This is a genomic window from Massilia sp. UBA6681, assembly GCF_002454935.1.
Lineage (GTDB): Bacteria > Pseudomonadota > Gammaproteobacteria > Burkholderiales > Burkholderiaceae_D > Telluria > Telluria varians.
The window spans coordinates 26,594-51,574 of the sequence record NZ_DKJX01000110.1; the positions used below are offsets into that span (position 1 = coordinate 26,594).

Annotated in this window: 26 protein-coding genes; 18 read left to right on the forward strand and 8 right to left on the reverse strand. The window is 67.6% G+C overall.

The annotated features are described in order from the left end of the window. Position 1: 1 nt before the first annotated feature. Entirely contained in the window at positions 2–703 is a 702-nt protein-coding gene (locus B2R83_RS20605) for a MarC family protein (protein ID WP_292044526.1), read from the reverse strand. 93 nt (positions 704–796) lie between these two features. Then, positions 797–3,148, reverse strand: a complete 2,352-nt coding sequence (locus B2R83_RS20610; RefSeq protein WP_292044528.1) for a beta-galactosidase — start codon at positions 3,146–3,148, stop codon at positions 797–799. A gap of 205 nt (positions 3,149–3,353) precedes the next feature. Between B2R83_RS20610 and B2R83_RS20615 the strand changes: the two genes are divergently transcribed. From B2R83_RS20615 to B2R83_RS20635, 5 genes are all read left to right on the forward strand, one after another. Beyond that, entirely contained in the window at positions 3,354–4,616 is a 1,263-nt protein-coding gene (locus B2R83_RS20615; protein ID WP_292044529.1) for a BNR repeat-containing protein, read from the forward strand. Between the two features lie 5 nt (positions 4,617–4,621). Further along, positions 4,622–5,764: a glycoside hydrolase family 88 protein gene (locus B2R83_RS20620; protein WP_292044530.1), complete on the forward strand. Its 1,143-nt coding sequence runs from the start codon at positions 4,622–4,624 to the stop codon at positions 5,762–5,764. Between the two features lie 12 nt (positions 5,765–5,776). Next, positions 5,777–7,021, forward strand: a complete 1,245-nt coding sequence (locus B2R83_RS20625) for a DUF2264 domain-containing protein (RefSeq protein WP_292044531.1) — start codon at positions 5,777–5,779, stop codon at positions 7,019–7,021. Between the two features lie 132 nt (positions 7,022–7,153). After that, complete coding sequence (locus tag B2R83_RS20630) at positions 7,154–8,308, forward strand: MFS transporter (RefSeq protein WP_292044532.1); 1,155 nt, start codon at positions 7,154–7,156, stop codon at positions 8,306–8,308. A 52-nt stretch (positions 8,309–8,360) separates the two neighbouring features. Then, a complete protein-coding gene (locus B2R83_RS20635; RefSeq protein WP_292044533.1) occupies positions 8,361–8,762 on the forward strand; it encodes an OsmC family protein in 402 nt (133 codons plus the stop codon). Positions 8,763–8,842: 80 nt separating this feature from the next. Here the strand turns inward: B2R83_RS20635 and B2R83_RS20640 are convergent, their stop codons facing one another. Genes B2R83_RS20640 through B2R83_RS20650 form a run of 3 tightly spaced genes read right to left on the reverse strand, consistent with a single transcriptional unit; the run spans position 8,843 to position 11,755 of the window. Beyond that, positions 8,843–9,154, reverse strand: coding sequence for an ArsR/SmtB family transcription factor (locus tag B2R83_RS20640; RefSeq protein ID WP_292044534.1), 312 nt, complete (start codon positions 9,152–9,154; stop codon positions 8,843–8,845). A 54-nt stretch (positions 9,155–9,208) separates the two neighbouring features. After that, a complete protein-coding gene (locus B2R83_RS20645; RefSeq protein WP_209589195.1) occupies positions 9,209–10,414 on the reverse strand; it encodes an MFS transporter in 1,206 nt (401 codons plus the stop codon). A gap of 27 nt (positions 10,415–10,441) precedes the next feature. Next, positions 10,442–11,755, reverse strand: a complete 1,314-nt coding sequence (locus B2R83_RS20650; RefSeq protein WP_292044538.1) for an FAD-dependent oxidoreductase — start codon at positions 11,753–11,755, stop codon at positions 10,442–10,444. A gap of 152 nt (positions 11,756–11,907) precedes the next feature. On the opposite strand from B2R83_RS20650, the gene B2R83_RS20655 reads away from it, so the two are divergent. The 5 genes from B2R83_RS20655 to B2R83_RS20675 are packed head-to-tail and all read left to right on the forward strand — an operon-like array spanning position 11,908 to position 15,122. Further along, complete coding sequence (locus B2R83_RS20655; RefSeq protein WP_036208641.1) at positions 11,908–12,237, forward strand: ArsR/SmtB family transcription factor; 330 nt, start codon at positions 11,908–11,910, stop codon at positions 12,235–12,237. Positions 12,238–12,267: 30 nt separating this feature from the next. Continuing rightward, on the forward strand, positions 12,268–12,747 hold the full coding sequence (locus B2R83_RS20660) for an arsenate reductase ArsC (protein WP_209589198.1): 480 nt from the start codon (positions 12,268–12,270) through the stop codon (positions 12,745–12,747). Positions 12,748–12,756: 9 nt separating this feature from the next. Next, complete coding sequence (locus tag B2R83_RS20665; protein WP_292044542.1) at positions 12,757–14,037, forward strand: arsenic transporter; 1,281 nt, start codon at positions 12,757–12,759, stop codon at positions 14,035–14,037. A 12-nt stretch (positions 14,038–14,049) separates the two neighbouring features. After that, positions 14,050–14,784 carry an arsenical resistance protein ArsH gene (gene arsH / locus B2R83_RS20670; RefSeq protein ID WP_292044544.1) on the forward strand — a complete coding sequence of 245 codons (735 nt, stop codon included), beginning with the start codon at positions 14,050–14,052 and terminating at the stop codon, positions 14,782–14,784. Positions 14,785–14,792: 8 nt separating this feature from the next. Next, the gene (locus tag B2R83_RS20675; protein ID WP_209589201.1) at positions 14,793–15,122 is read left to right on the forward strand and encodes a DUF4326 domain-containing protein; all 330 of its coding nucleotides are present in this window, start codon (positions 14,793–14,795) and stop codon (positions 15,120–15,122) included. 5 nt (positions 15,123–15,127) lie between these two features. Here the strand turns inward: B2R83_RS20675 and B2R83_RS20680 are convergent, their stop codons facing one another. Continuing rightward, on the reverse strand, positions 15,128–15,751 hold the full coding sequence (locus B2R83_RS20680) for a head GIN domain-containing protein (RefSeq protein WP_292044546.1): 624 nt from the start codon (positions 15,749–15,751) through the stop codon (positions 15,128–15,130). Between the two features lie 266 nt (positions 15,752–16,017). Between B2R83_RS20680 and B2R83_RS20685 the strand changes: the two genes are divergently transcribed. The 3 genes from B2R83_RS20685 to B2R83_RS20695 all read left to right on the forward strand — a co-directional run bounded on the left by B2R83_RS20685 (position 16,018) and on the right by B2R83_RS20695 (position 18,404). Further along, positions 16,018–16,485 (forward strand): GyrI-like domain-containing protein, encoded by a 468-nt coding sequence (locus B2R83_RS20685; protein WP_081925846.1) that lies wholly within the window; start codon positions 16,018–16,020, stop codon positions 16,483–16,485. A 333-nt stretch (positions 16,486–16,818) separates the two neighbouring features. Then, the gene (locus B2R83_RS20690) at positions 16,819–17,616 is read left to right on the forward strand and encodes a DUF4142 domain-containing protein (protein ID WP_292044549.1); all 798 of its coding nucleotides are present in this window, start codon (positions 16,819–16,821) and stop codon (positions 17,614–17,616) included. A 92-nt stretch (positions 17,617–17,708) separates the two neighbouring features. Further along, positions 17,709–18,404: a DUF4142 domain-containing protein gene (locus B2R83_RS20695; RefSeq protein ID WP_209589204.1), complete on the forward strand. Its 696-nt coding sequence runs from the start codon at positions 17,709–17,711 to the stop codon at positions 18,402–18,404. Between the two features lie 26 nt (positions 18,405–18,430). On the opposite strand, the gene B2R83_RS20700 is transcribed toward B2R83_RS20695, so the two are convergent. Both B2R83_RS20700 and B2R83_RS20705 read right to left on the reverse strand, forming a co-directional pair. Next, the gene (locus B2R83_RS20700; protein WP_292044552.1) at positions 18,431–18,955 is read right to left on the reverse strand and encodes an FMN-binding negative transcriptional regulator; all 525 of its coding nucleotides are present in this window, start codon (positions 18,953–18,955) and stop codon (positions 18,431–18,433) included. After that, entirely contained in the window at positions 18,955–19,419 is a 465-nt protein-coding gene (locus tag B2R83_RS20705) for an OsmC family protein (protein WP_292044554.1), read from the reverse strand. Before B2R83_RS20705 ends, B2R83_RS20700 begins: the two co-directional genes overlap by 1 nt. 54 nt (positions 19,420–19,473) lie before the next feature. Between B2R83_RS20705 and B2R83_RS20710 the strand changes: the two genes are divergently transcribed. The 5 genes from B2R83_RS20710 to mnmC all read left to right on the forward strand — a co-directional run. Then, positions 19,474–20,982 (forward strand): PLP-dependent aminotransferase family protein, encoded by a 1,509-nt coding sequence (locus B2R83_RS20710; RefSeq protein ID WP_292044563.1) that lies wholly within the window; start codon positions 19,474–19,476, stop codon positions 20,980–20,982. A gap of 227 nt (positions 20,983–21,209) precedes the next feature. Next, positions 21,210–22,256 (forward strand): glycosyltransferase family 9 protein, encoded by a 1,047-nt coding sequence (locus tag B2R83_RS20715; RefSeq protein ID WP_292044556.1) that lies wholly within the window; start codon positions 21,210–21,212, stop codon positions 22,254–22,256. Then, a complete protein-coding gene (locus tag B2R83_RS20720; protein WP_292044558.1) occupies positions 22,253–23,308 on the forward strand; it encodes a glycosyltransferase family 4 protein in 1,056 nt (351 codons plus the stop codon). Before B2R83_RS20715 ends, B2R83_RS20720 begins: the two co-directional genes overlap by 4 nt. A gap of 24 nt (positions 23,309–23,332) precedes the next feature. Then, positions 23,333–23,896 carry a DNA-3-methyladenine glycosylase I gene (locus tag B2R83_RS20725; protein WP_292044559.1) on the forward strand — a complete coding sequence of 188 codons (564 nt, stop codon included), beginning with the start codon at positions 23,333–23,335 and terminating at the stop codon, positions 23,894–23,896. Between the two features lies 1 nt (position 23,897). Continuing rightward, positions 23,898–24,981, forward strand: a 1,084-nt coding sequence (gene mnmC / locus B2R83_RS20730; RefSeq protein WP_292044561.1) for an FAD-dependent 5-carboxymethylaminomethyl-2-thiouridine(34) oxidoreductase MnmC, incomplete at its 3' end; no start/stop codon positions are given.

Consider the following 24,981-nt stretch of genomic DNA (forward strand, 5'->3'; position numbering starts at 1 on the left):
CCTAGGCTGCAACCAGGTGGGGCGGCACGCTCAAGACCTCGAGCAACAGTTCGCTGACGCCATCCCACACGATCTGCACGCCAAGGCACAGCAGGATGAAGGCGGTCAGGCGCAGGAAGACGGCGGTGCCGGCTTCGCCGATCAGGCGCAGGAAGTGTTCCCCGTAGCGGAAGGCGAGATACAGCAGCACGCCGATGAGCGCCAGCGCCAGCAGGGCGCCGCCCATGCGCGCCAGCGACAGCACCATCCGGACATCGTGTAGGGAAACGCCCACGGTGATGGCGACCGAGATCGAGGCCGGACCGCAGCTGATGGGGAAGGTCAGCGGATAGAAGGCCTGGCGGTGCGCATGGTCGGGTGTGTACGCCTCGGCCAGGGCGGCGCGGCTGTCGGGTGTGGACGGCGTCGCCCCCAGCAGGCGCCAGGCCACCGAGGCGAGCAGCAGGCCGCCGCCGATGCGGACGATGGGCAGCGAGATGCCGAAGAAGTCGAGCACATAGGAACCGATCAGCATCGAGCCCGTCATCAGCCAGAACATGTTGCGCGCGATACGGCGCGCCAGCAGTGTGCGGGTCGCGGCCGATGCGCCATCGGTCATGCTGAGGAAAATCGGCGCTGTCGCTGCCGGATTCAGGATCGGCAGCATGGTTGCCAGCACAAACAGGAAGCCCTTGGCTGCTGCCAGCAATAATTCGATTGTCATGACAATTTCTGCGGGTTACGACGAGCCGCATCGCAACAAGTCCAAGACCGGAGTATAGAACGAAGGCAAAAATCGTGACGCCCCGCTGCCGGTTTACATCTGCTGCACCAGCCGGTCGCCGACATAGATGCGATAGCGCCGGATCCGGCCGGTCACGGTGTCCGGCCCCTGGCGCGGCGTGTAGCGTAGCCCGGCAATATCGACCGCTGCGCCCAGGTCGACGATCAGCCGCGCCGGCCCGGCCGGCGTCTCGCCCTTGCTGTAGGCGGTGTGCCAGTAGTCGCTGGCCTGGCCGTTGATGGCGTTCAGGGCGCCGCCGTCTTCCTTGTGCGCTTCTTCGCTGCTGGCGTAGGCGATGGTCCAGGTGCTCTGGTTCATCGGCTTGCCGTCCAGGCCGAGCAGGGCGAGTTCGGCGACGGCCGCATGCGGCTTGCCGTCGAAGGTATCGACCACTTCCAGGCACAGCTGGCGTCCGCGCGCCGGCTGTTCGAACCTGGCTTCCTGGGTGGCGGGGCCGCCGGCGAACTGCCCGGCATGCACCGGCGCCACGCCCGCCAGGCGCGGACGCGCCGTGCTGGCCGGACGCGCCAGGTCGCGCTCGGGGTGCAGTTCGTCGAGGATGGGCGTGGTGCGCCCTTCGATGCGGCTGGCGCGTGGCCCGGTGAGGTCGAGCACCACGACCTCGTTGCGGCCGGCCCTGATCCAGGGACCGGGCAGGTACATGGTCTGGGTCGGGCCGATGCTCCAGTAGCGGCCCAGGCAGCGGCCGTTGATCCAGACGATGCCCTGGCCCCAGCTCGACATGTCGAGGAAGGTGTCGGCCTGCTCCTTCACGTCGAAGCTGCCGCGCCAGAACGCCGGGCCGGCAACGCGCTTGGCCTGCCAGCGCAGCGGCGGCAGCTCGCCGTCGTCGCCGAAGTCGATGGCGCGGATGTCCCAGCCGCTCAGTTCCTGGGCGGCGCCGTCCTCCGTGCGCAGCAGCACCGGGCCCTGCAGTCCCTTGCGATCGTGGACCTCGACGCCGAAATTGACGCGGGCGATCGTGTACAGCAGGATCTCGACCCGAGTCGGCTGGGTGCGCGCCGGCAGGTCGACGCCGAAGCGGCGGTGGCGCGTGTCCATCGTGCCGACCAGGCGTCCGCCGGCGTAGACCCAGGCCAGGTCGCGCGCGTTCGCGGCTTCCAGCCTGGCCGCCGGGCCGGGCGGCAGCACGATGCTGTAGGCGACCAGGCCGCGGCTGATGTCGTACTGTTCGATGTTGCGTGGCGACGCGTCCCGGATCACCGCTGCCGGCAGGTTCGCGAACACGGGCGCGGTTTCCTTCAGCGCAAACGCGGGGATCGCCATCACGGGAAGGTGTGCCGGCGCCTCGGGCAGGGTTTCGCCGGGCTCCAGGTGTCTGCGCAGGCATTCGCGGTAGGTACGGAATTTCTCGCCCAGCCAGCCCGCCTCGCTGATCGGGGCGTCGTAGTCGTAGCTGGTCGTGTCGGGACGGAAGGGGCGGTCGCAGCCGCCCCACAGGCCGAAGGTGGTGCCGCCGTGCGCCATGTACAGGCTGAACGAGCCGTTCGCCTTCAGCATGGTGTCGATGTCGCGGATGGCGCGCGCATTGTCGCCGCGCTTGTGCGGCGTGCCCCAGGTGTCGAACCAGCCGGAATAGTATTCGCCGCACATCAGGGGCCCTTGCTGCACCGCGGCCAGGGCCTTGAAACCCCGTTCCGGGTCGCTGCCGAAGTTGGCCACCGAGAGCAGTTCCGGGATGTGGGTCTTGGCCACCGCATTGGTCGGATTGCACTGGAATAGGGGGACATCGAGGCGCGCATCGAGCAGGGCCTGGCGCATGACGCGCATGTAGTCGCGGTCGTCGCCGAAGAAGCCGTACTCGTTCTCGACCTGCACCATCAGGATCGGGCCGCCCTGGGTCACCTGCATCGGCGCCAGCACCCGGCCGACCTCCTTCAGCCAGCGCCGCGCCGGCTCCACGAAGGCCGGGGCGCGACTGCGGAGAAAAGCGTCGCCCGGGTGCTTCAGCAGCCACCAGGGCAGGCCGCCCATTTCCCACTCGGCGCAGGCGTAAGGGCCCGGACGCAGGATCACCCACAGGCCTTCCGCCTGCGCCATGCGGCAGAATTCGGCGGCATCGCGCTGCCCGTCCCAGCGATAACGGCCCTCGCGCCATTCATGGTAGTTCCAGAACAGGTAGGCACAGACCGTATTCAGGCCCATCGCCTTGATCGCTTTTAGCCGGTGCCCCCAGTATTCACGTGGGACCCGGGCGAAATGCATCTCGCCGCAGCGGATCTGCAGCGGTTTCCCATCGAGCAGGAAGTCCTTGTCGCCGATGGCGAAGCGGGGCGATGCGGCGGTGGCGCCTGGTACGTTCAGTGCCAGGGCGGTGCCGGCGGCGGCGCCCAGAAAAGTGCGGCGCGATGGATGAAGGGGCATGGCGGGTCCTGGTCGAAGGCATGTGCCCTTCATGGTAGTGGAACACGGCGTGCCGGAGCGCGGTCCGGCCACAATACTCATCAGCTTGATTCCGGCCACGCAGATTTGCAGTGTAAGGTAACCGGATTCACGTGGAGAGATGATGAGAATCCTGCCGATCGGCGTAACGCTTGCCTGTTCCGTCCTGCTGTGCGCATGCGCAGGCTTGAGACAGCAACAGGCCGTGCGCGTCGTCGAGGTGGCGGACGGCTGGGCGGCCAATTCGGTCAATGCCGTGGTGTTTCGCAAGAACTCGCTCGTCACGCACGAGGGCAGCCAGTACATCGCTTTCTACGACGCCGCGGCCAGGCTGGTGCTGGGCAAGCGCCGCCTGGGCGCCCTTGAGTGGCAGCTGGTGCCCACCCAGTACCTGGGCAAGGCCAGCGACGCCCACAACAGCATCAGCATCATGGTCGATGGCGCAGGCTTCCTGCACGTGGCCTGGGACCACCACAACGGTCCCTTGCGCTACGCACGCGGCACGGCGCCCGGCGCCTTGAGCCTCGGCCCCCAGCAGGCGATGACCGGGCGCGACGAGAAGTCCCTGTCCTACCCGGAGTTCTATCGCATACCGGACGGCGGCCTCCTGTTCCTCTACCGCGACGGCGGCTCCGGCCGCGGCAACCTGGTGATCAACCGCTACGATCCGCACAGCCAGTCCTGGCAGCGCCTGCAGGACAATCTCCTGAGCGGGGAAGGGCGGCGCAACGCCTACTGGCAGGCTTTTGTGGACAGGGCGGGGACGCTGCACCTGTCCTGGGTATGGCGCGAGTCGCCCGACGTCGCCAGCAACCATGACCTGGCCTATGCCCGTTCGCGCGACGGCGGCCGCACCTGGGAGCGCAGCAAGGGCGAGCCTTACCAGTTGCCGATCACGGCAGGCACGGCGGAAGTGGCGGCGCATATCCCGCAACGGAGCGAATTGATCAACCAGACCGCCATGGCGGCCGACCGCGACGGTAATCCGGTCATCGCCAGCTACTGGCGCGACGCCAGCAGCGCCGTTCCGCAATACCGGGTGGTGCGCCACGATGGCCAGGGCTGGCAGTCGCAGGACCTGGCCTTCCGGCGGACGGCCTTCTCGCTGTCCGGCCTGGGGACCAAGGCGATCCCGATCTCGCGTCCGCAGATCCTGGTCGGCAGCAGCGGTGCGGCCTGGCTCGTGTTCCGCGATGCGGAGCGCGGCCACAAGCTGTCCGTGGCCTGCACGCCGCACTTAGACCAGGGCCGCTGGCAGGTGAGCGACCTGCTCGAGCGCGCCATGGGGGCCTGGGAGCCGAGCTTCGACACCGAATTGTGGCGCGGCGCCGGCCAGCTCAACCTCTACCTGCAAACCGTCCACCAGCTAGACGCCGAAGGCGTCCTGCCGAGTGGTCCGACCAGGGTCGGCGTCCTCGAATGGACGCCGGTCTGCCCACCCACACCATGATCGACATGAATACAAAAAAATATTTCACCGGCATGCTGGTTGCGCTGGGCCTGGTTCTGGGCGGCTGTGCGACGCCGCCGACATCCAACACCGGCGTCAAGCGCGGCGAGGTGCTCGCCATCATCGACAAGGTCAACACCCATTGGCAGGCGAAGACGCCGGCGAAGCAGTGGGCCTTCTGGGACGTGGCGGCCTACCATACCGGCAATATCGAAGCCTATCGCGTGACCGGCAACGAGCGCTACCGCCGCTATTCCGAGGAGTGGGCCGAGCACAATGCCTGGATGGGCGCGAAGTCGCCGGACAAGGCCAGGTGGAAGTACAACTACGGCGAGACCGATGAACACGTCTTGTTCGGCGACTGGCAGATCGCGTTCCAGACCTATGCGGACCTGTACCAGCTGGACAAGGACCCGCGCAAAATCGCCCGTGCCCGCGAGGTGATGGAATACCAGATGAGCACCCCCAACAAGGATTACTGGTGGTGGGCGGACGGCCTGTACATGGTGATGCCGGTCATGACCAAGCTATACAAAATCACCGGCAACCCCCAGTACCTCGAGAAGCTGCACGAGTACTACAGCTATGCCAACAGCATCATGTACGACCCGCAGGAGCAGCTGTACTACCGCGACGCCAAGTACGTCTATCCGAAGCACAAGAGCGCCAGCGGCAAGAAGGATTTCTGGGCGCGCGGCGACGGCTGGGTGTTCGCGGGGCTGGCCAAGGTGCTGGCCGAACTGCCGGCAAGCGATCCGCATCGCGCCGAGTATGTGGAACGCTTCCAGGCAATGGCGAGGGCCGTGGCGCGCAGCCAGCAGCCGCAGGGCTACTGGACCCGCAGCATGCTCGATCCGGCCCACGCACCGGGACCGGAGACCAGCGGCACCGCCTTCTTCACCTACGGAATGCTATGGGGGATCAATCATGGTTTGCTGGCGCGCGACGCCTACCTGCCGGTCGCGCAGCGCGGCTGGCACTACCTGAGCACCGTCGCCCTGCAAGCGGACGGCAAGGTCGGCTACGTCCAGCCGATTGGCGAGCGCGCTATCCCGGGGCAGATCGTGAACCAGGACTCGACCACGCCTTTCGGCGTGGGGGCCTTCCTGCTGGCCGCGGCGGAGATGGCGCGCATGGCCGACCGATAAGCAGAGGCGAACATGGAACGACGACACTTCATGCGGGCGCTGGCTGCCGCACCGGCCCTGGGCGCGGCGGCGGCGGCACCGGCGGCGGCGCCGGCCGGCGACGAACGCGCCTACCTGCTGCGCCTGCTGCAGCGGATGGCCGAGCCGGTGCTGACGCTCGTGGCGAAGGGGGAGCTGAAAAAAACCTTCCCGCTCGAGCTGAGCCCGACCTGGGATGGGCGCGACCGCGCGGTGGCCTACCTCGAGTGCTTCGGCCGGCTGATGTCGGGCATCGCGCCCTGGCTGGCCTTGCCGGCGGACGCGACACCGGAAGGGAGCTTGCGCCGGCGCCTGCAGGAGATGGCCCTGCAAAGCTATGCCAACGCGGTCGATCCGCGCAGCCCGGACTACCTGAAGTGGAAGGGAGAGGGCCAGGCGCTGGTCGATTCCGCCTATTTCACCAATGCCCTGCTGCGTGCGCCCAAGGTCTTGTGGGAGCCGCTCGACGCTGCGACCAAGGCGCGCATCGTCGCCGAAATCAAGGGCCTGCGCCGCGTCGCCCCCCCGAACACCAACTGGCTGCTGTTCGCTGCGATGAACGAAGCCTGGCTGCTGTCGATCGGGGAAGAGTACGACCCGATGCGCATGAACGGCGCAATCCGCAAGATCAACGAGTGGTACGTTGGCGACGGCTGGATCAAGGACGGCAAGGACTTCCACTTCGATTACTATAATTCCTACGTCATGTACCCGATGCTGCTGGAGGTGCTCGACGTGCTGGCCGCGAAGAAGGCTCCCTTCTGGCAGGCCAAGCCGCAGGAACTGCTGTCCCAGGCGACCAGGCGCGCGCAGCGCTATTGCGAGCACCTGGAGCGCTTCGTCGGCCCGGACGGCAGCTTCCCGCCGATCGGCCGCTCGCTCACCTACCGCACCGCGGCCTTCCAGCCGCTGGCGCTGCTGGCCTGGCGCAAGCAGCTGCCGGCTTCGCTGCCGGAAGGGCAGGTGCGCGCCGTGCTGCATGCGGTGCACGGGGCCATCTGGGATGCGCCCGGCAACTTCACGGACGACGGTTTTCTCACCATCGGCTTTCGTGGCCACCAGCCCGAGCTGGGGGACTGGTACTCGAACAACGGCAGCATGTACATCGCTTCCAGCAGCCTGCTGGCGCTGGGGCTGCCCGCCGGCGACAGCTTCTGGACCGCGCCAGGGCAGGACTGGACCCAGAAGAAGGCTTTCGGCGGCCGCGGCTTTCCGAAGGACTATCCGGTGAACTACTAAACCCATGGCGGGTAGCGCGGCGGCCGGCGACGCGTTCCGGCCGAGCGTAGTACACTGACAAGGCTTTCCACCGTGCTTTCCTCCATGTCCACATCATCTTCCCCAGCATCCGCGGCACCGCCGGCAGTCGTGATGCAGATCCTGTTTTCGGTCGCCTTTGTCCACCTGCTGAACGACTGCGTGCAGGCGGTCCTGCCCGCCATCTACCCGCTGCTCAAGGACGAATTCGCGCTCAGCTTCACCCAGATCGGCCTGATCACGCTGACTTTCCAGTGCACCGCCTCGCTGCTGCAGCCCTGGATCGGCCTGTACACCGACCGGCGCCCGATTCCCTTCCTGCTGCCGGCCGGAATGTGCGTCACGCTGGGCGGCGTCGCCCTGCTGGCGACGGCCGGCAGCTTCGCCATGCTGCTGCTGGCGGCCGGCCTGATCGGCATCGGCTCCTCGACCTTCCACCCGGAAGCCTCGCGCGTGGCGCGGCTGGCTTCGGGCGGGCGCTTCGGCTTCGCGCAGTCGCTGTTCCAGGTGGGCGGGAATCTCGGCTCGGCGTTCGGCCCGCTGCTGGCCGCCGCCATCATCGTGGGGCAGGGCCAGGGCAGGATCGCCTGGCTGATGCTGCTGGTGCTGCTGGCGGTCGCGGTGCTGGTCGGCGTCAGCCGCTGGTACGCGGGCCACCTGCGCACCGTCACGCGCAGGCTGGCCGTCCATGCCGGACCGGGCCTGTCGCGCGGACGGGTCATCTGGGCATTGACCGTGCTGGCGCTGCTGGTGTTCTCCAAGTACATCTACATGGCCAGCCTGTCGAGCTACTACACCTTCTACCTGATCGAGCGCTTCCACGTCTCGGTGGAGGCGGCGCAGATGTACCTGTTCCTGTTCCTGGCGGCGGTGGCGGCGGGCACCTTCGCGGGCGGCCCGATCGGCGACCGCATCGGCCGCAAGCGCGTGATCTGGTTCTCGATCCTGGGCGCCGCGCCCTTTGCGCTGGCGCTGCCCTATGCAAGCCTGTTCTGGACCGCCGTGCTGTCGGTGGTGATCGGGCTGGTGATGTCGTCCGCCTTCTCGGCCATCGTGGTGTTCGCGCAGGAGCTGGTGCCGGACAAGGTGGGCATGATCGCCGGCCTGTTCTTCGGCCTGATGTTCGGCATCAGCGGCATCGGCGCCGCCGTCATGGGCGCGGTCGCCGACACCACCGGCATCGAGTACGTGTACCGGATCGCTTCCTTCCTGCCGCTGCTGGGCATCCTGGCCGTGCTCCTGCCGCGGATGCCGTCGCAGCGGACCTAAGTACGTAGATGCGCTAGCATTGCCTTGCCCCTTCCGGGCAATGGAGGATGCGATGCGTATTACTGCACTGGTCGACAATTCGCCCGCAGCCCATCGGGCCGAGGTGGACACCGACGGAAGCCGCCAGGCGCTGGCCGTGCCGGCCAGGGCGTCCGGCCCCGGTTCCGGCGTGAACGGCGGCGAGTTCCTGATGCTGGCATTGGCGACCTGTTATTGCAACGACTTGTACCGCGAAGCGCGGCGCCTCGGCATCCCGATCGACGGCGTCCAGGTCGAGGCCAGCGCCGAATTCCCCGGCATCGGACTGGCCGCCACCGATATCCGCTACCGCGCCACGGTGCGCTCGGCGGCGCCGGCGCAGGACATCGCCCGCCTGCTGGCCGAGACCGACGCGGTGGCCGAGGTGCACAACACCCTGCGGGCCGGATGCGCGGTCGCGTTCGAGCATCCATAGCCGGTAAAGCGGGCGCGAGTCCCGGCGCAAGGTTCTTCAGCCAGCTGGCGTCGCGCCTGCGGAATTGACGCGCGGGCGCGTCACAGCGCGCAGATCATCGCCTTCAGCTGGGCCAGCCGTTCCGGGCATACGCAATAGCAGACCCGCTGCACGTCGGACGAGCCTTCGATCAGGCCGGCTTCCTTCAGGATCGAGACGTGCTTCGAAATGGTGGAGGCGGCGAGCGGCAGCACGTCGGCCAGGCTGCCGAAGTAGCAGTCGCCATGCTTGATCAGGTGCCGCAGCAGCTGCAGGCGCGCGGGGTGGCCGATCGCCTTGCATAGCGCGGCAAGGTCGTCGGTGTCGATGGCGGCCGCAGGCAGGGCAGCCTGGGCGCAGCAGGAACTGGTCATGGATGCTTTCGATCTGGTGTTGGACGACGAGGATAGGAAGCGCTTGCCGCGCCGTCAAGCCTGTGCGGTATCCGGCACGTCCGCCGCGCGCACCGGCTTGACGGCCGACAGGTAAAGCAGCAGCGAGGCCAGCGCACAGCCGAACAGCGCCAGCGGCAGGACCACTTGGCCGGCGGCGCCTGACAGGATGGCGGCACCGATCAGGGGACCGGCCGCTTTCGACAGCAGCGAGGGCGCAGCCAGTGCGCCGGTGATGGCGCCGTAGTGGCGGGGACCGAACAGCGCGCGCGGCAGGGTGCCGCGGATGATCGTCAGCACCCCGTTGCTCATCCCGTACAGCACGCAGAACAGCGCTACCGCCCAGGCCCGCGTGCCCAGCAGCGCCAGGGCCAGCAGGCCGAAGGGTAGGGTGGCGAACACGAAGCGCCCCACTACCTGCGGCGCCCGGTCGCGCGCCAGCGTGCGCTCGCCGATGCGGCCGGCCACCTGCATCGGTCCTACCAGGGCGGCCAGCAGCACGGCGGTGCTCGCGCTGTGGCCGAGCACGCGCAGCAGCGGGATCAGGTGCGCCGCCAGCGCCGAAAAGATGAACACGTTGGCCGAGAAGGCCAGCGCCAATTTCCAGAACACCGGATGGCGGATGGCTTCGGCCAGCGTGTGGCTGTCGCGCGGCGCATCGGCGTACACGGGAGGGCGCGGTGCATCGCGCCCCAGCCACAGGTGCAGGGGCAGGCATGCCGCCAGCTGCAGCGCCGCGTACAGCAGGAAGGTGTCGCGCCAGCCCAGCCGTGCGTCGATGGCCAGGGTCAGCGGCCAGAAGATGGTGCTGGCGAAACCGGCGAACAAGGTCAATGTCGAGATGGCGCGCGGCGCCCCGGCCTCGATCTTGCGGTTGATGGTGGCGAAGGCCGCTTCATACAGGGTCAGGGCCATCGCGAGTCCGATCAGGGTCCAGGCGCCGAAATAGGAGGCGGGCGTGGCACAGCTCGCCAGCCAGGCCAGGCCAAGCGCGCTGGCGAGCGAGCCGGCCGCCATCACGTAGCGTCCGCCGTGGCGGTCGACCAGCGCGCCGACCGGCGTCGCCGCCACGCCTGCCACCAGCAGGCTCCACGAGAAGGCGGCAAAGGCGGTCTCGGCACCGATGCCGAGTTCGCGCTGGATGGCCGGCGCCAGGACGGCGAAGGCGTAGTACAGCGATCCCCACGATGCGATCTGGGTGAAGGCGAGGATGCCGATGGTCTTGCGTGCGGGCGACAACATGATCTCCTGGAGCGATGGCGCGGACGTTCAGCAGCAGGTGGCGTTCGCAGCCTTCACTGTACAGCAGCTCGACGCCGGCTGCTGGTAGACCCTGCGGGTATTGCAGACACCCGTTTCCGGCAAATCGAGCTGGACGTCGTCGGCGCCGGCGAGGTCGCCGGCGAGCGCCGCCACCACCGAGCGCACCTGTTCGTAGCCGGTGGCCAGCAGGAAGTTGGGCGCGCGGCCGTAGCTCTTGGCGCCGACCGCGTAGTAACCGGTCTCGGGATGGGCCAGTTCGCGGTGGCCGTGCGGGCGTACGCTGCCGCAGCTGTGCTCGTTGGGGTCGATCAGCGGGGCCAGCGCATCGGTGCTCTCCAACCACGGATCGTGGCGCGTGCGCAGCTCGCGCGTCATGTCCAGGTCGGGCCGCGCGCCGGTGGCGCAGACGATTTCGTCGATGCCGCCGATGCTGTTGCCGTCCGCATCGAGGGCGGTGATGCGGCCGTGCGCTTCCTGCAGCGCATGGATCGGGAAGGACTGGCGCATCTCGAGTTGTCCGGAGTCGCGCAGCGCCTGCAGGCGCTGCCCCAGCTGGCCGCGCGCGGGCAGGCCGTCCGCATCGCCACCGCCGAACACGCGCGCCAGCTGGCTGCCGCGCGTCGCCCAGACCAGCTGCGTGTCCCGATGCTCGGCGGCGAGCTGCGCCAGCGCCAGCAGGGTGCCGGCGGCGGAGTGGCCGGCGCCGACCACCAGCACCCGTTTGTTTGCATAGCGCGCACGCTGGGCGCCCAGCACGTCCGGCATGCCGTAGGCGATGCGCGCCGCCAGCGCCGCTTCGCCGATCGCGGGGATGCCGTTGGCGCCGAGGGGATTCGGCTGCGACCAGGTGCCGGTGGCGTCGATCACCGCACGGGCGAGGTAGTCGCGTGGGCCGTCCGGCGTCTCGGCGCGGGCCAGGAAGGGCGATTCGGCGCGGCCGCGGGTCTTCACCTTGTCGGCATCGACGCGGGTGATGGCGCTGACGCGGTGGCGCAGGTGCAGCACGTCGGCGATCGCGGGCAGGGCCGCCAGGGGCGCGAGGTAGCCGTCAAGCAGCTCGCCGGCGCTCGGCAGCGCGTCCGGATCGGGCATGGTCCAGCCGGTGCCCTCGAGCAGGCGGCGCGCCACCTTGTCGACGTTGTACCGCCAGGGCGAGAACAGCCGCACGTGGCGGAAGCTGTCGAGGTTGGCGCCGACGGCGCCGCCGGCCTCCAGCAGCAGGGGCGTCAGGCCAGATGCGCGCAGGTGCGCGGCGGCGGCAAGTCCGACGGGGCCGGCGCCCAGGACGGCGACGGGCAGGGTGGCATCGATCTGGTTCATGGTTGTTCTCCGGTGGTTATTCGTTATTCGTCGTTTGACGAAAACAGAATAATTCTCTTGTCATCAAGCTGTCAAATTATTTCGATAAAATTCGAAGGGTTGTCAAACAGGCTTATAATTCGAGATATCTAGAAATGACACGGGACACCACCATGGATACCAAGGCCGCCATCGCGGCGCTGGCCGCACTGGCCCAGGAATCGCGCCTGGCCACCTACCGCCTGCTGGTGCAGGCGGGACCTGCCGGAATGGCCGCCAGCAAGATCGCCGAGGCGCTCGGCATGCCGGCGTCTTCGCTTTCTTTCCACCTGAAAGAGCTGAGCCACGCGGGCCTGATCACGCCGCGCCAGGAGGGGCGCTTCATCATTTACGCAGCCCAGTTCGACACCATGAATGCCTTGCTGGCCTACCTGACCGAAAACTGCTGCGGGGGCAACCCGTGTACGCCCGCCGGCAATGCCTGCGGCAGCGCCAGCGCCTGATTCTTGCCGCATTTCCATCAAGGCTTTCCCATGAACGTACTTTTCCTTTGCACCGGCAATTCCTGCCGTTCCCTCATCAGTGAAGCGGTCTTCAACCACCTGGCGCCGGCAGGCTGGCATGCCATCAGCGCAGGGAGCCAGCCGACCGGCAAGCTGAACGACAAGGCGCTTGCCCTGCTCGCCGGCAAAGGGATCTCCACAGAGGGCTATTACAGCAAGTCCTGGGACGCGCTGCCGCTGCCGCCTGATGTGGTGGTCACCGTGTGCGCCAGCGCCGCAGGCGAAACCTGCCCGGCCTATCTCGGCCCGGTCCTGCGTACGCATTGGGGCGTGGAAGACCCAAGCCATGTGGTCGGCACGGAACAGGAAATCGATGTCGCCTTCGAACAGGCTTACGCGACGCTGCGCGCACGGATCGAGGCTTTCCTGGCGTTGCCGCTGGAAGAGCTGAAGTCCGACCGTGCGCGCTTCAAGGTGAAACTCGACCGGATCGGCCTGATCGGCGCCTGAAGGACTCCTGTGCTGATCGCCTTTCTCATATTCCTCGCCACACTCGCACTCGTCATCTGGCAGCCGCGCGGTCTCGGCATCGGCTGGAGCGCCTCGGCCGGTGCGCTCGTGGCCCTGCTGGCCGGCGTAATCCAGGTGGGCGACATCCCGGTCGTCTGGAACATCGTCTGGAATGCCACCGGGGCTTTCGTTGCCGTGATCATCATCAGCCTGCTGCTGGACAAGGCCGGCTTCTTCGAATGGGCGGCCCTGCACGTTGCGCGCTGGGGCCAGGGCAATGGCAGGCTGCTGTTCATCCTGCTGGTCCTGCTGGGGGCAGCCGTTGCGGCGCTGTTTGCCAATGATGGCGCGGCACTGATCCTCACGCCCATCGTCATCGCCATGCTGGCGGCACTGCGGTTTACTGCCCGTGCCATGCTGGCCTTCGTCATGGCCGCCGGCTTCATTGCCGACACCGCGAGCCTGCCGCTGGTGGTATCGAACCTGGTCAACATCGTCTCGGCGGACTACTTCGGCATCGGCTTCGCGCGCTACGCCGCCGTGATGGTGCCGGTCAACCTGGTCTCGGTCGCGGCGACGCTCGCGGCACTGGTCTGGTTCTTCCGCAAGGACATCCCGGCCGCCTACGACCTGGCACAGCTCAAGCGCCCGCAGGAGGCGATCCATGATCGCGCCACCTTCCTTACCGGCTGGTGGGTGCTGCTCATGCTGCTCGTGGGCTTCTTCTGGCTGGACGACGCGGGCATCCCGATCAGCGCGGTCGCCGCCGCCGGCGCGCTATTGCTGCTGGCGGTTGCAGCACGCGGCCACCGCATTTCGACGCGCGAGGTATTGCGTGGCGCCCCATGGCAGGTCGTCGTGTTTTCTCTCGGGATGTACCTGGTGGTGTACGGCCTGCGCAATGCCGGCCTTACCGACTACCTGACCGCGCTGCTGGACCGCTGCGCCGAGTACGGCGTGTGGGGAGCGGCGCTCGGTACCGGTTTCATGACGGCCATCCTGTCGTCCATCATGAACAACATGCCGACCGTACTGATCGGGGCGCTGGCGATCGACGCCACCTCAGCCCAGGGTGTGATTCGCGAAGCGATGGTCTACGCGAACGTGATCGGAGCCGACCTCGGCCCGAAGATCACACCGATCGGCAGCCTGGCAACGCTCCTGTGGCTGCACGTGCTGTCCGCGAAGAACATCGAGATCTCCTGGGGCTATTACTTCCGTGTAGGTGTCGTGCTGACGCTGCCCATCCTGTTCCTTACCCTGTGCGCGCTGGCACTGCGCCTGAGCTGAAGAGCCATGATCATGAACCAGACAAACGATCCGGGCCGGATTCCCGGCCTGCCCAACATCAACGCCGAGCAGCTCGACATGCCCAGCATGGACAAGCTCGCCCCTGTCGGCGACCTGAACCATCCGCCGCGCATCCTGATGCTGTATGGCTCGCTGCGCGAGCGTTCCTTCAGCCGCTTCCTTATCTACGAGGCAGCGCGCATCCTCGAGCACTTCGGCGCCGAGGTGAAAATCTTCGACCCCATGGAGCTGCCGATGGTCGGCAGCGTGCCCGAGACGCATCCGAAGGTGGTCGAGCTGCGCGCGCTGTCGCTGTGGTCGGAAGGGCAGGTGTGGTGCAGCCCCGAGCGCCACGGCGCGATCACGGCGGTGATGAAGAACCAGATCGACTGGATTCCGCTGGAGCAGGGCGCGCTGCGGCCGAGCCAGGGCCGCACGCTCGCCGTGATGCAGGTATGCGGCGGCTCGCAGTCCTTCAATGTGGTCAACACGATGCGGCTGCTGGGACGCTGGATGCGCATGTTCACGATCCCGAACCAGTCCTCGGTGCCGATGGCCTACAAGGAATTCGACGAGGCGGGCCGGATGCGGCCCTCGGCCTATTACGACCGCGTGGTGGACGTGATGGAGGAACTCTTCAAGGTCACCCTGCTCATGCGCGGGCGCACCGATTACCTCACGGACCGGTATAGTGAGCGCAGCGAGCGCGCGCTGAAGAAAATCGACGCGCAGATCGCACAACTATAGGGAAAGCCATGAAACCGGTACGCGTCCAACTGAGCAGGAAGAAGGGCTGGAAGCTGCCCCCGAACACGGTGTCGGTGGCGCGTCCCGGTCGCTGGGGCAATCCGTTCTCGGTGGCGCCGGATGCGGTGCCGGGCACGCCGGTGGGTACAAGATACACCGCGATGCCGAGCGTGGCCGAAGCGGTGGCCGCCTACCGGCGCTGGTTGGAAGCGAGCCCGGAAGGACAGCAGCTGGCCGCGCAGGCGCGCGAAGCGCTGCGCGGCAAGAACCTGGCCTGCTGGTGCCCGCTCGACGGGCCTTGCCATGCCGAAGTCTTATTGGACATCGCCAACCGCTGAGCGGTTTACTTGGCCGCCACCACGCTGCCGATGCCCGACACCGACTTGTTCACCACGCGCGGGTTGCCGTAATACGTGAGGTCGCCCATGCCGCGCACATTGGCGTTCAGCTTGTCCTTGGCGTAGATCTTGACCGAGCCGATGCCTTCGAAGCTGACGTTGGCGTCCTGCGCGATCAGGCCCTTGGTGTCGACCTCGCCCACGCCCTGGGCGGACAGGCGCAGTTCGCGCACCTCGCCGTCGATGGACAGGCGGCCGGCGCCGCGGTAATTGACGTCCAGGCGCTCGCTGCGCACCTTGGCCAGGCGCATCTCCCCGGCGCCTTCGCCCTTGAAGGTCTGCAGCGAAGGCAGGGTCACGAGCACCCGGTCGCTGCTTTTCAGGCTGTTGCGCGTGCTGTCCTTCATGTCCAGGCGCAGTTCGCCGTCCACCACCTCGCTGGTGACGCGCTCGATGAAGCGCGGGTCGCCCTGTACCTTGAGCGAAAACGATTTACCGGCTTCCACCACCAGGCTGACCGGGCCGTGCACGGCAATGCCCTTGAAAGGCGTCACGCTACGCACTTGCTCGTCGGCATGAGCCGTGATCGAAGCGAGGGACAGGACTGCGGCAAGGATCAGGCGTTGCATGGTGGTCTCCGGTAGGTGGTATGAATCCATTGTAGGGAGACGGAACGGGCTTGGGTGCCGTTTGCGACGAACTGCAAAAATGCGAGGGTGGACGGTTGCGAAGCTGGAATGTGCGTACTGCGCGCCCGGCGTCAATACGCCTGTGTGCGCTGTTGCACATTCGTCCTGCCAGATCATGAAAAATAGGTGCGCACGATTGATTCCGTGACAATATTGTCGAGGAGTTAAGGCTATAATTTTCTTCGTCCACTTGCGTAGCCGATACCATGCACATCTCCACTGTTACCTTACCTGAAATGAAGCTCGCCGGACTGCCGCTTGCAGGTCCGCTCTCGGAATTGGAAGCGGATATGCCGGACATCTGGAGCAGCTTCCTGGAACGCGAAAGCGAACTGGGCGAAACCAATGGGCTGCGCTATGGCGTCAGTCTGCAGGACAAGCAGGGCGTGCGCATCGAGTGCATCGCCGCCGAGGTCAGCGACCTCAACGCGCTGCCGCCGGGCATGATCGGCATCCGCATCCCGGAGCGCCGCTATGCGATGCTGACGCACCGCGGGCCCGTCACGCGGGTGCAGGCCACCTACCTGACCGGCCATGCCGCCATCGAGCAGCTGGGCATGGTGCAGGATGAGGAAGGCTGGCGCATCGAGCGTTACGACCGCCGCTACACGCCGACGCTCCACGACGGCAACCGTCCGGACAACGCCTACGACATCCTGATCCCGCTGCTGTGATGCTGCTGCCCTGCGCGATCGCAGGGCAATGAATTGGTGCCGGTATATTTCCCGACCGCCGGCGCCGGTAGGGCGGCTTGCGCCGCCAGGATCCCTTCCCAAGGACAAGCGTATCTTGCCTGCCGATTGTGACAGGCGTTTGACGCGCTTCCCTCGTTTCCGTTCTCGTTTTTACCCCGTATAACAGCGCAATTGCTATACGGCTAACGTGCGCTACCTGTGAATACGCGGCGCTACACTCAAACGCGCTCGACATCGCCCGATGTCAGAAGGAGACGTCCGCCCGGCCGATCCGGAGCGGCAGCCCATACCATCGAATAACAGGAGAACGTCATGCAGAAGAAACAGGTCCTCAAGCAGTTGCTCGCAGTTGGTGCCGTGGCCGCCATGTTCAGCGCGGCCGGCGTGCAGGCCCAGACCACCGGCCAAAGCGCCCAGTCAATGAGCAACCAGAGCGCGACGGGCAATCCCAACCTGACCGGCAAGACCGCCGCCGACGGCACCGTCAACAACACCAGCAGCCAGGGCAAGGAAGACCGCAGCGCGCAGATGGGCGCCTCCGGCAGCCAGGGCACCACCCGTGCCGAAGGCGCCAAGTCGCACACCGCCGATACCATGCACTCCACCTCGGGCGCGTCGGGCGCCGCCGGCGCCACGGGTTCCGGTGCGGCCAAGCTGAGCAAGGCCGACAAGAAGGCGATGACGGACATGGCCATCGCCAACATGGCCGAAGTCGAAACCGGCAAGCTGGCGCTGAGCAAGAGCCAGAACGCCGAAGTGAAGACCTTCGCCCAGCAGATGATCGACGACCACGGCAAGGCCCTGTCCGAACTGCAGACCCTGGCCCAGACCAAGGGCGTGACCCTGCCGACCGAACTCGACGCCAAGCACAAGGCGATGGCGGCCAAGCTGGAAAAGCTCAGCGGCGATGCCTTCGACAAGGAATACATGAAGATGGCCGGCCTGAAAGACCACAAGGACACCCACGCCAAGCTGCAGAAGATCAGCAAGAGCGCCAAGGATCCTGACGTGAAGGCCGCTGCCGAGAAGACCATCCCGACGGTCGAGCAGCACCTGAAGGCGGCCCAGCAGATGTCGTCGGCCAAGTCCGGCACCACCTCGGGCAAGTAAGCACGCGGGCTGCCGACCGGCAGCCACGCCTCACCCGCCGGCGGTCGTACATCGCGTCCGCCGGCCTACACGCAAGTGTCAAGGAGAATCCCATGCAGAAAACACTGCGTATCCACCGTGTTCTGGCGCTGTCGATCGCGGGCGCCTTGTTCGCCGCCGGCGCCAGCCAGGCCCAGGCCCAGGCGGTCACCCAGGGTACGGCGCCGGCCGCTGCCTCGGCTGCCGGCGCGCCCGCGGCCCCCGCAAGCTCGGCAGCCCCCGCGACCAAACTGGACCGCTCGGACCGCAATGCCCTGATCGAGATGGCGCAGGCCAACATGGCCGAGATCTCGACCGGCAAGCTTGCGCTCAGCAAGGCCGTCAACCCGGAAATCAAGGCCTACGCCCAGCGCATGGTCGACGAGCACAGCAAGACGCTGGCCGAGGTACAGGCGCTGGCCCAGGCCAAGGGCGTCGAACTGCCGAAGGAGCTGACCGTCAAGCACAAGGCCAAGGGCGCCATGCTCGAAGCCCTGAAGGGCGACATTTTTGATCGCACCTACATGAAGCAGTCGGGCCGGCGCGACCACCGCGTCACGCACGAGCAGCTGCGCGACAACATGGACAAGATCAAGGATCCTGACATCAAGGCCCTGGCCATGAAGATGCGGCCGGTCGTCGAGCAGCACCTGATGGCGGCGGACGAGCTCATCGCCCGCACCGCGCGCGGCGCCACCGGCACGGCCGGCACGCCGGGCAACGACACCAGCACCGCCACCGGCAAGGAACCGATCCCGAACAAGAAGTGAGTGTGAATCTGGTCAACCGGACCAGATCACCCTTTCCACTTCCCTTCGATGCGTGCGATGTCGATCTCGATGCCGACGATCGCCTTGAGCATGCCGTCGATGTAAGCTGGCGGCGCATCCGTCACCGACCACGGCTGCGGCTGGCCCGCTTCGTGGTGCCGCGTCTGGCCATGCAGGAAGTCCAGCAGCCAGCCCGGGTCCTCGATCGCGCGCAGGCGCCCGTGCACGTGCACCACGTGGTAGTCCCAGGTCGGCACCACCTTGCCGCCGCTGGCGATTTTTTCCTGCTGGTCCGGCGGCACGTAGCCGCCGGGACCGCGAAAGACGGCCAGCACCTGCTGGCCGGCGCGGCGCCACACCGGGTTGGCGCGCGCCACGTGCGCGCGCAGCAGGCCCAGGCCTTCGCTGCCGCCCTCGGCGAATTCGAAGGGCAGGTGATCGGCATCCGGCAGTCCCCCGTGCTGGGTGACGAGCATGCCCAGGGCATGCTCCCTGATGAGCGAGCGCATGGCCCGCGGGTCCTGCTGGCGGTCTCGGGTCGGCAGGTACATCAGCGCGCCCGCATGACGACGACCTCGGTCTTGAGCGAGTTCGCGATGTAGCAGCGCGCGTGGGCGGCGTGGTGCAGGGCGTCCAGCTCGTCGGCGGAAGGCTGGCGCCCGCCGCCGAACACGATGGCCGGGCGCAGTTCGATGCGCGTCATCGCGACGCGGTTCGCTTCGTCTTCGTGAAGAAAGCCCACGGCCCCGTCCACGTAGCTGTCCACCATGAAGCCCTGCTGCTGCGCCTGCGACAGGAAGAACAGCATGTGGCAGCTCGACGCCGCGGCCACCAGCGCTTCCTCGGGATCGAGCGCCGCCGGGTCGGACATCGGCAGCGGCACCGACAGGGGCGAGGACGAGGCGCGCAGCTGCAGGCCCCCGTCGAACTGCCAGTCATGGGCGCGGCTGTAGCGCCCGTCCAGGAAAGCCTGGCCGGCGCGCTGCCAGGCCACCCGTGCTTCGAACTCTTTCATGCTTCCTCCCAGATGGTCTGGTCTTATCTTAAGAGACCATTTGGCTTGTCCAAAGTGCCAATCCGCGCGAAGATGGGCGTACCAATGCACATCGACGACCTGATCGCCGCCGCGCCGCTCGAGCGCGCCGCCGCCACCCCGCTGTTCCGCCAGCTCTATGCGCGGCTGAAGGAGGCCATCCTGCACGGACGCCTGGCGCCCGGCACGCGCCTGCCGGCCACGCGCGAGCTGGCGCAACAATTGCGGGTGTCGCGCCAGACCGTGCTGGCCGCCTACGAGCAGTTGACGGCCGAAGGCTACCTGCGCGGCGGAGTCGGGCAGGGCACCTTCGTGGACGCCAGCCTGCCCGCCGCGCGTCCGGCACCAGACCCTGCCGGCACCGCGCCCGGCATGCCGCGGCCGCTGCCGGCACGCGGCCTGGCGATGGCCTCCAGCATGGCGCGGGTACGGCATCACCAGGGCCCCTTGCGGGCCTTCAGGCCGAGCATGCCGGGCCTGGACCTGTTCCCCTTCGACGTCTGGCGCAAGCTGGAAGCGCACCACTGGCGCCGCCGGGAGCTGCCGCTGGGCTACGGCGCCGCCGCCGGCTACCCGCTGCTGCGCGAGCTGCTGTGCGCCTACCTGAATGCCTCGCGCGGGGTACGCTGCACGCCCGAGCAGATCATCGTCACTACCGGATCGCAGCAGGCCCTGTACCTGCTGGCGCAGCTGCTGCTGGCGCCGGGAGAAGGCGTGTGGCTGGAGTCGCCCGGCTACCAGGGTGCCGCCGCGCCTTTCGAAGTGGCCGGTGCGCGCATGTGCCTGGTGCCGGTCGACACCGAAGGCATGGACGTCGCCCATGCCGCCGCCCACCATCCGGATGCCGCAATGGTGTTCGCCACCCCGTCGCACCAGCTGCCCCTGGGCGTGACCATGAGCCTGGGCCGGCGCCTCGAGCTGCTGCGCTGGGCCGAGGCGAAGCGCGCCTGGATCGTCGAGGACGACTACGACAGCGAGTACCGCTACACAGGCCCGCCGCTCGCCTCGCTGCAAAGCCTCGACCGCGCCGGCTGCGTGATCTATGTCGGCACCCTGTCCAAGGTGCTGTTCCCGGGCCTGCGCCTGGGCTATGTGGTGGCGCCGCCGGCGCTGGTCGAACCTTTGACGCAGGCGAAGGCGGTGGTCGACCGCCACAGCCCGGTGGTGCCGCAGGCGGTGCTGGCCGACTTCATCCGGCAAGGCCATTTCGCGCGCCACATCCGGCGCACCCGCGACGCCTATGCCGAGCGCCGCGGCGCCATGATGGAGGCTTTGGCAAGCCGCCTGGGCGGCATGCTGGCCTGCGGCCCGGCGGACACCGGCCTGGACGTCTGCGCGCGCATCACCGGTCCGCTGGGCGAAGCCGAGGCCGTGGCGCGTGCCCTGGCCGCCGGCGTCGACCTGCGCCCGTTGTCCTACTATGTTCACCCGCAGGCCGGCCCGGCATGCGCGGCGCCGCCCGGGATGCTGCTGGGCTTTTCGGCCTTCACGCCATCCGAGATCCGCGCCGGCGTGGCCCGTCTCGCACAGGCCCTGGCGCCCTGAGGTAGCTGGCATTCGAGAAAATGTTGCGGTTTGATCAGCTGGAATGGGGTTTTGCAAATAAACGCCGGTACACCACGCGCCTGTCGCTTTTGCACCTCAGCGGTTGTATTGCAGGTAAGAACATGTAAAGATGGGATAACCATGCATTACGCCTGCAGTTTTTGGATCAATGAAGGGAGCGGCCCGGCCGGGCGCAGACTCCCGGAAGTCTTTCGGAAAACCGTTTCATGCATCCTGCCCTGTCTCGCATTCTGATCTGCCGCACGGACAACATCGGCGATGTCGTCCTCACCCTGCCGCTGGCAGGCTTCCTGAAGGGGGCGATCCCGGGCGTCCAGGTCGACATGGTGTGCCGCGCCTATGCCGCGCCGGTGGTGCGCTGCTGCCGCCACGTCGACCGCGTGCTGGCGCTGGAAGAACTGGACATCGACCGCCTGTTCCAGGACCGGGAATACGACACCGTCATCTTCGCCTTCCCGCACCGCGCCATCGGCCGCGCCGCGCGGCGCGCCCACGTGCCGAACCGCGTGGGCAGCAGCCACCGCCTGCACCACTGGATCAGCTGCAACCGCCTGGCGCACTTCAGCCGGGCGCGCTCCAACCTGCACGAAGCCCAGCTGAACTTCGCCCTGCTCAAGCCGCTCGGCATCGAGCGCCAGCCTGCCCTGGACGAGATCTGGCCCCTGTACGGCCTGCAGGCGCCTGGCGAGGCCGGCATCGGCCAACTCTTCGATCCGACGCGCTTCAACCTGATCCTGCACCCCAAGTCGAACGGCAACGGCCGCGAGTGGCCGCTGGCGCGCTATACCGAACTGGCCGCGCTGCTGAGCAAGGATCCCGGCATCGCCGTCTGGGTCACGGGCAGCCGCGCCGAAGGCGAACTGCTGGCGCGCGAAGCGCCCGAACTGTTGGCCAGCCCGAACGTACGCAACTTGTGCGGCCAGGTGGACCTGGACGGCCTGGTCGCGCTGATCGGCATGGCGGACGGCCTGGTCGCCAGCGGCACCGGACCGCTGCACGTCGCGGCGGCACTGGGAAGGCCGACGCTCGGCCTGTTCCCGCCGATCAAGCCGATCGACATCGCCCGCTGGGGCGCGCTCGGCCAGCGTGCCGAGTCGCTCTGCGGCGAGCAGGCCTGCGGCAGCTGCACCGAGGCCGCGCACTGCCGCTGCATGGAGGCGATCAGCGCGCGCCAGGTGGCGCAAGTGGTCGCCGGGTGGCGCAGCACTTCAGCGCAGCAACGCGGCCAACGCATGGAAGAAGCGGCTGCGTGAGGCCGAAGCTCCTGATCACGCTCGATTCCATGCGTTTCGAGAATACCGGCCTGCACACCTTCGGCGACAGCCTGACGAAGGAGCTGGCCAGGCAGGGGCAGGGCAGCGTCGACCTGAGCGCCTATACCTATCCCGCGCAGCACGGCTTCCTGGGCGAGGGGGCAGCCTACGTCGGCCACCGCAGGTATCACCGCTGGCTGTTTCCGCGCAAGCGCGAGTTCGACCTGGTCCACTTCGCCGACCAGTACTGCCGCTTCGGACCGGAGCGCGTGCGCGCCCGGACCGTGATGACGGTCCACGACCTCAACCAGGTGCACGAACGCACGCCGGGTACAGCGAAGTACCAGCGCTACCTGCGGAGAATGGGCCGCAAGATCCGCGGCGTCGACCGCATCGTGGCGATTTCGGAGTTCGTCAAGAGCGACATCCTGCGCTTCTTCCCGGAGGCGCAGGACAAGATCTCGGTCATCTACAACGGCACCAATCCGAGCCGGGCGCCCGAGGGACACCAGCCGCGCTTCCTGCCGCAAGGCCGCTTCCTGTTCGCGGTCGGGATGGTCTGCCCGAAGAAGAATTTCCACGTGCTCGTGCCTCTGCTGCGCGCGAACGATATGAGCCTGGTGATCGCCGGCGTGGTCAAGGAAGCCTACCGGGACAGGATCATGCAGGAAGCGGCGCGCTTCGGCGTGGCCGACCGGGTGGTGGTGACCGGTCCGATCAGCGGGTTCGACAAGGACTGGTACTACGCGCACTGCGAGGCCTTCCTGTTCCCCTCGCTCGCCGAAGGCTTCGGCCTGCCGGTGATCGAGGCGATGCATCACGGCCGCCCGGTGTTCCTGTCGCGCTTTACCAGCCTGCCGGAAGTCGGCGGCGACGCCGCCTTCTACTTCGACAGCTTCGAACCGGACCACATGGCCGAGGTCCTGGAAAACGGGCTGGCGCGCTTCGCCCGCGAGGATGGCGCCCGGCGTGCCCGCGAGCATGCGAGCCGCTTCAGCTGGGAGAAGGCGGGGGCGGCCTACCTCGACCTGTACCGGCAGGTCCTCAGCTAGGGGCTGCGGGTTTATACTGCGGGGATGAACCAGACCCGCTGCTCCTGGGCCAACATGGCCAATCCCCGCTACATCGCCTATCACGACCACGAGTGGGGCGTGCCCTGCCACGACGAGACGACCTTGTTCGAGATGCTGAACCTGGAGGGCGCGCAGGCCGGACTGTCGTGGGAGACCATCCTGAACAAGCGCGACAGCTACCGTCTGGCCTTCGACAACTGGGATGCGCAAACAATCGCCGCCTACGACGAGGCCAAGGTGGCCGAGCTGCTGGCCAACCCGGGCATCGTGCGCAACCGCCTGAAGGTGGCGGCCGCGATCGGCAACGCGAAAGCCTACCTGGCGATGCGCGAACAGGGGCTCACGCTGGACGCCTACCTGTGGGGCTGGGTCGACGGCAAGCCGCTCGTCAACGATTGGCCGGACGGATCGCGCCCCGCCAAGACCGCGCTGTCGGACCGCATCTCGAAAGACCTGTCGAAACGCGGCTTCAAGTTCGTCGGCTCGACCATCATCTACGCCTACCTGCAGGGTGTCGGCGTGGTGAACGACCACGACAAGGCCTGCTTCTGTTTCGCAGGGGCTTGATGTGGACCTGCGCGCACACTGGCGCGGCCGCGAGCGCTACACCGTGTTCGACACGCATTACGGCGACGGGGCCCGGGTGCGTGCCCTGCAGGAAGCCTGGCGCGCCGATCCCGAGCGTCCCGCGCGGCTGCACGTGGTGGCCCTTGCCGACGGCCTGCTGCCGGGCTTTCACCGCATTCCGCAGGATGACCCGCGACTGACGCTGACCCTGCTTGCGGCGCCGTTCGACGCCGCCCTGGCGCAGCTGGGTGCGCAGCCTGATCATTTTTTCCTGCAGGACGTCGCCGGCGCCGCTTTCGCGCGGCCGCTGGCGCGCATCGCAGCGAGCGGGGCGCAGCTGGAGGCCGATGGACTGGTGGACGAGCAGCGTGCGGCGCTGCAGGCGCAGGGTTTCGTCTTCGACGATGAGGGCAGGCGTGCGGTCTTTGCCAGCCGCAAGCCGCGCCTGCCGCTGCCGCCGTTGCTGCCGCAAGAGCACAAGCGCGCCCTGGTGATCGGCGCAGGGCTGGCCGGCTCCGCCGCCTGCGCCAGCCTGTGCGCGCGCGGCTGGCAGGTCACCCTGGTCGAGCGCCACCCGGCGCCGGCGATGGAAGCCTCGGGCAACCTGGCCGGTATCTTCATGCCGCTGCTGTCGCGCGACGACAATATCCCGACCCGCCTGACCCGCGCCGCTTACCTGTATGCGCTGCGCGCCTGGCGCCAGCTGGGCGGCATCGGCGGCGCCATCGAAGGGCAGGCCTGCGGCGTGCTTCAACTCGCGCGCGACCCTGGCCACGCCAAAGTCTCGCGCGCCATCGCGCGCGAAGCGCTTTACCCGGCGGATTTCGCGCGCTGGCTCGAAGCTCCCGAAGCCGAGGCGCTGCTGGGGCTGCCGGCGCCCGACGGCGGCTGGTTGTTCTCGCAGGGCGGCTGGGCCCGTCCCGGCAGCGTGTGCGAGGCGATGCTGCAGTCCTGCGGCGAGCGGCTGGTGCGCCGCTTCGGCGCCGGCAGCATCGCCCTGGAACGCAGCGGCGACGAATGGCTGGCGCGCGCCGCGGACGGCGCCGTGGTCGCGCAGGCGCCGACCGTGGTGCTGGCGAGCGGCG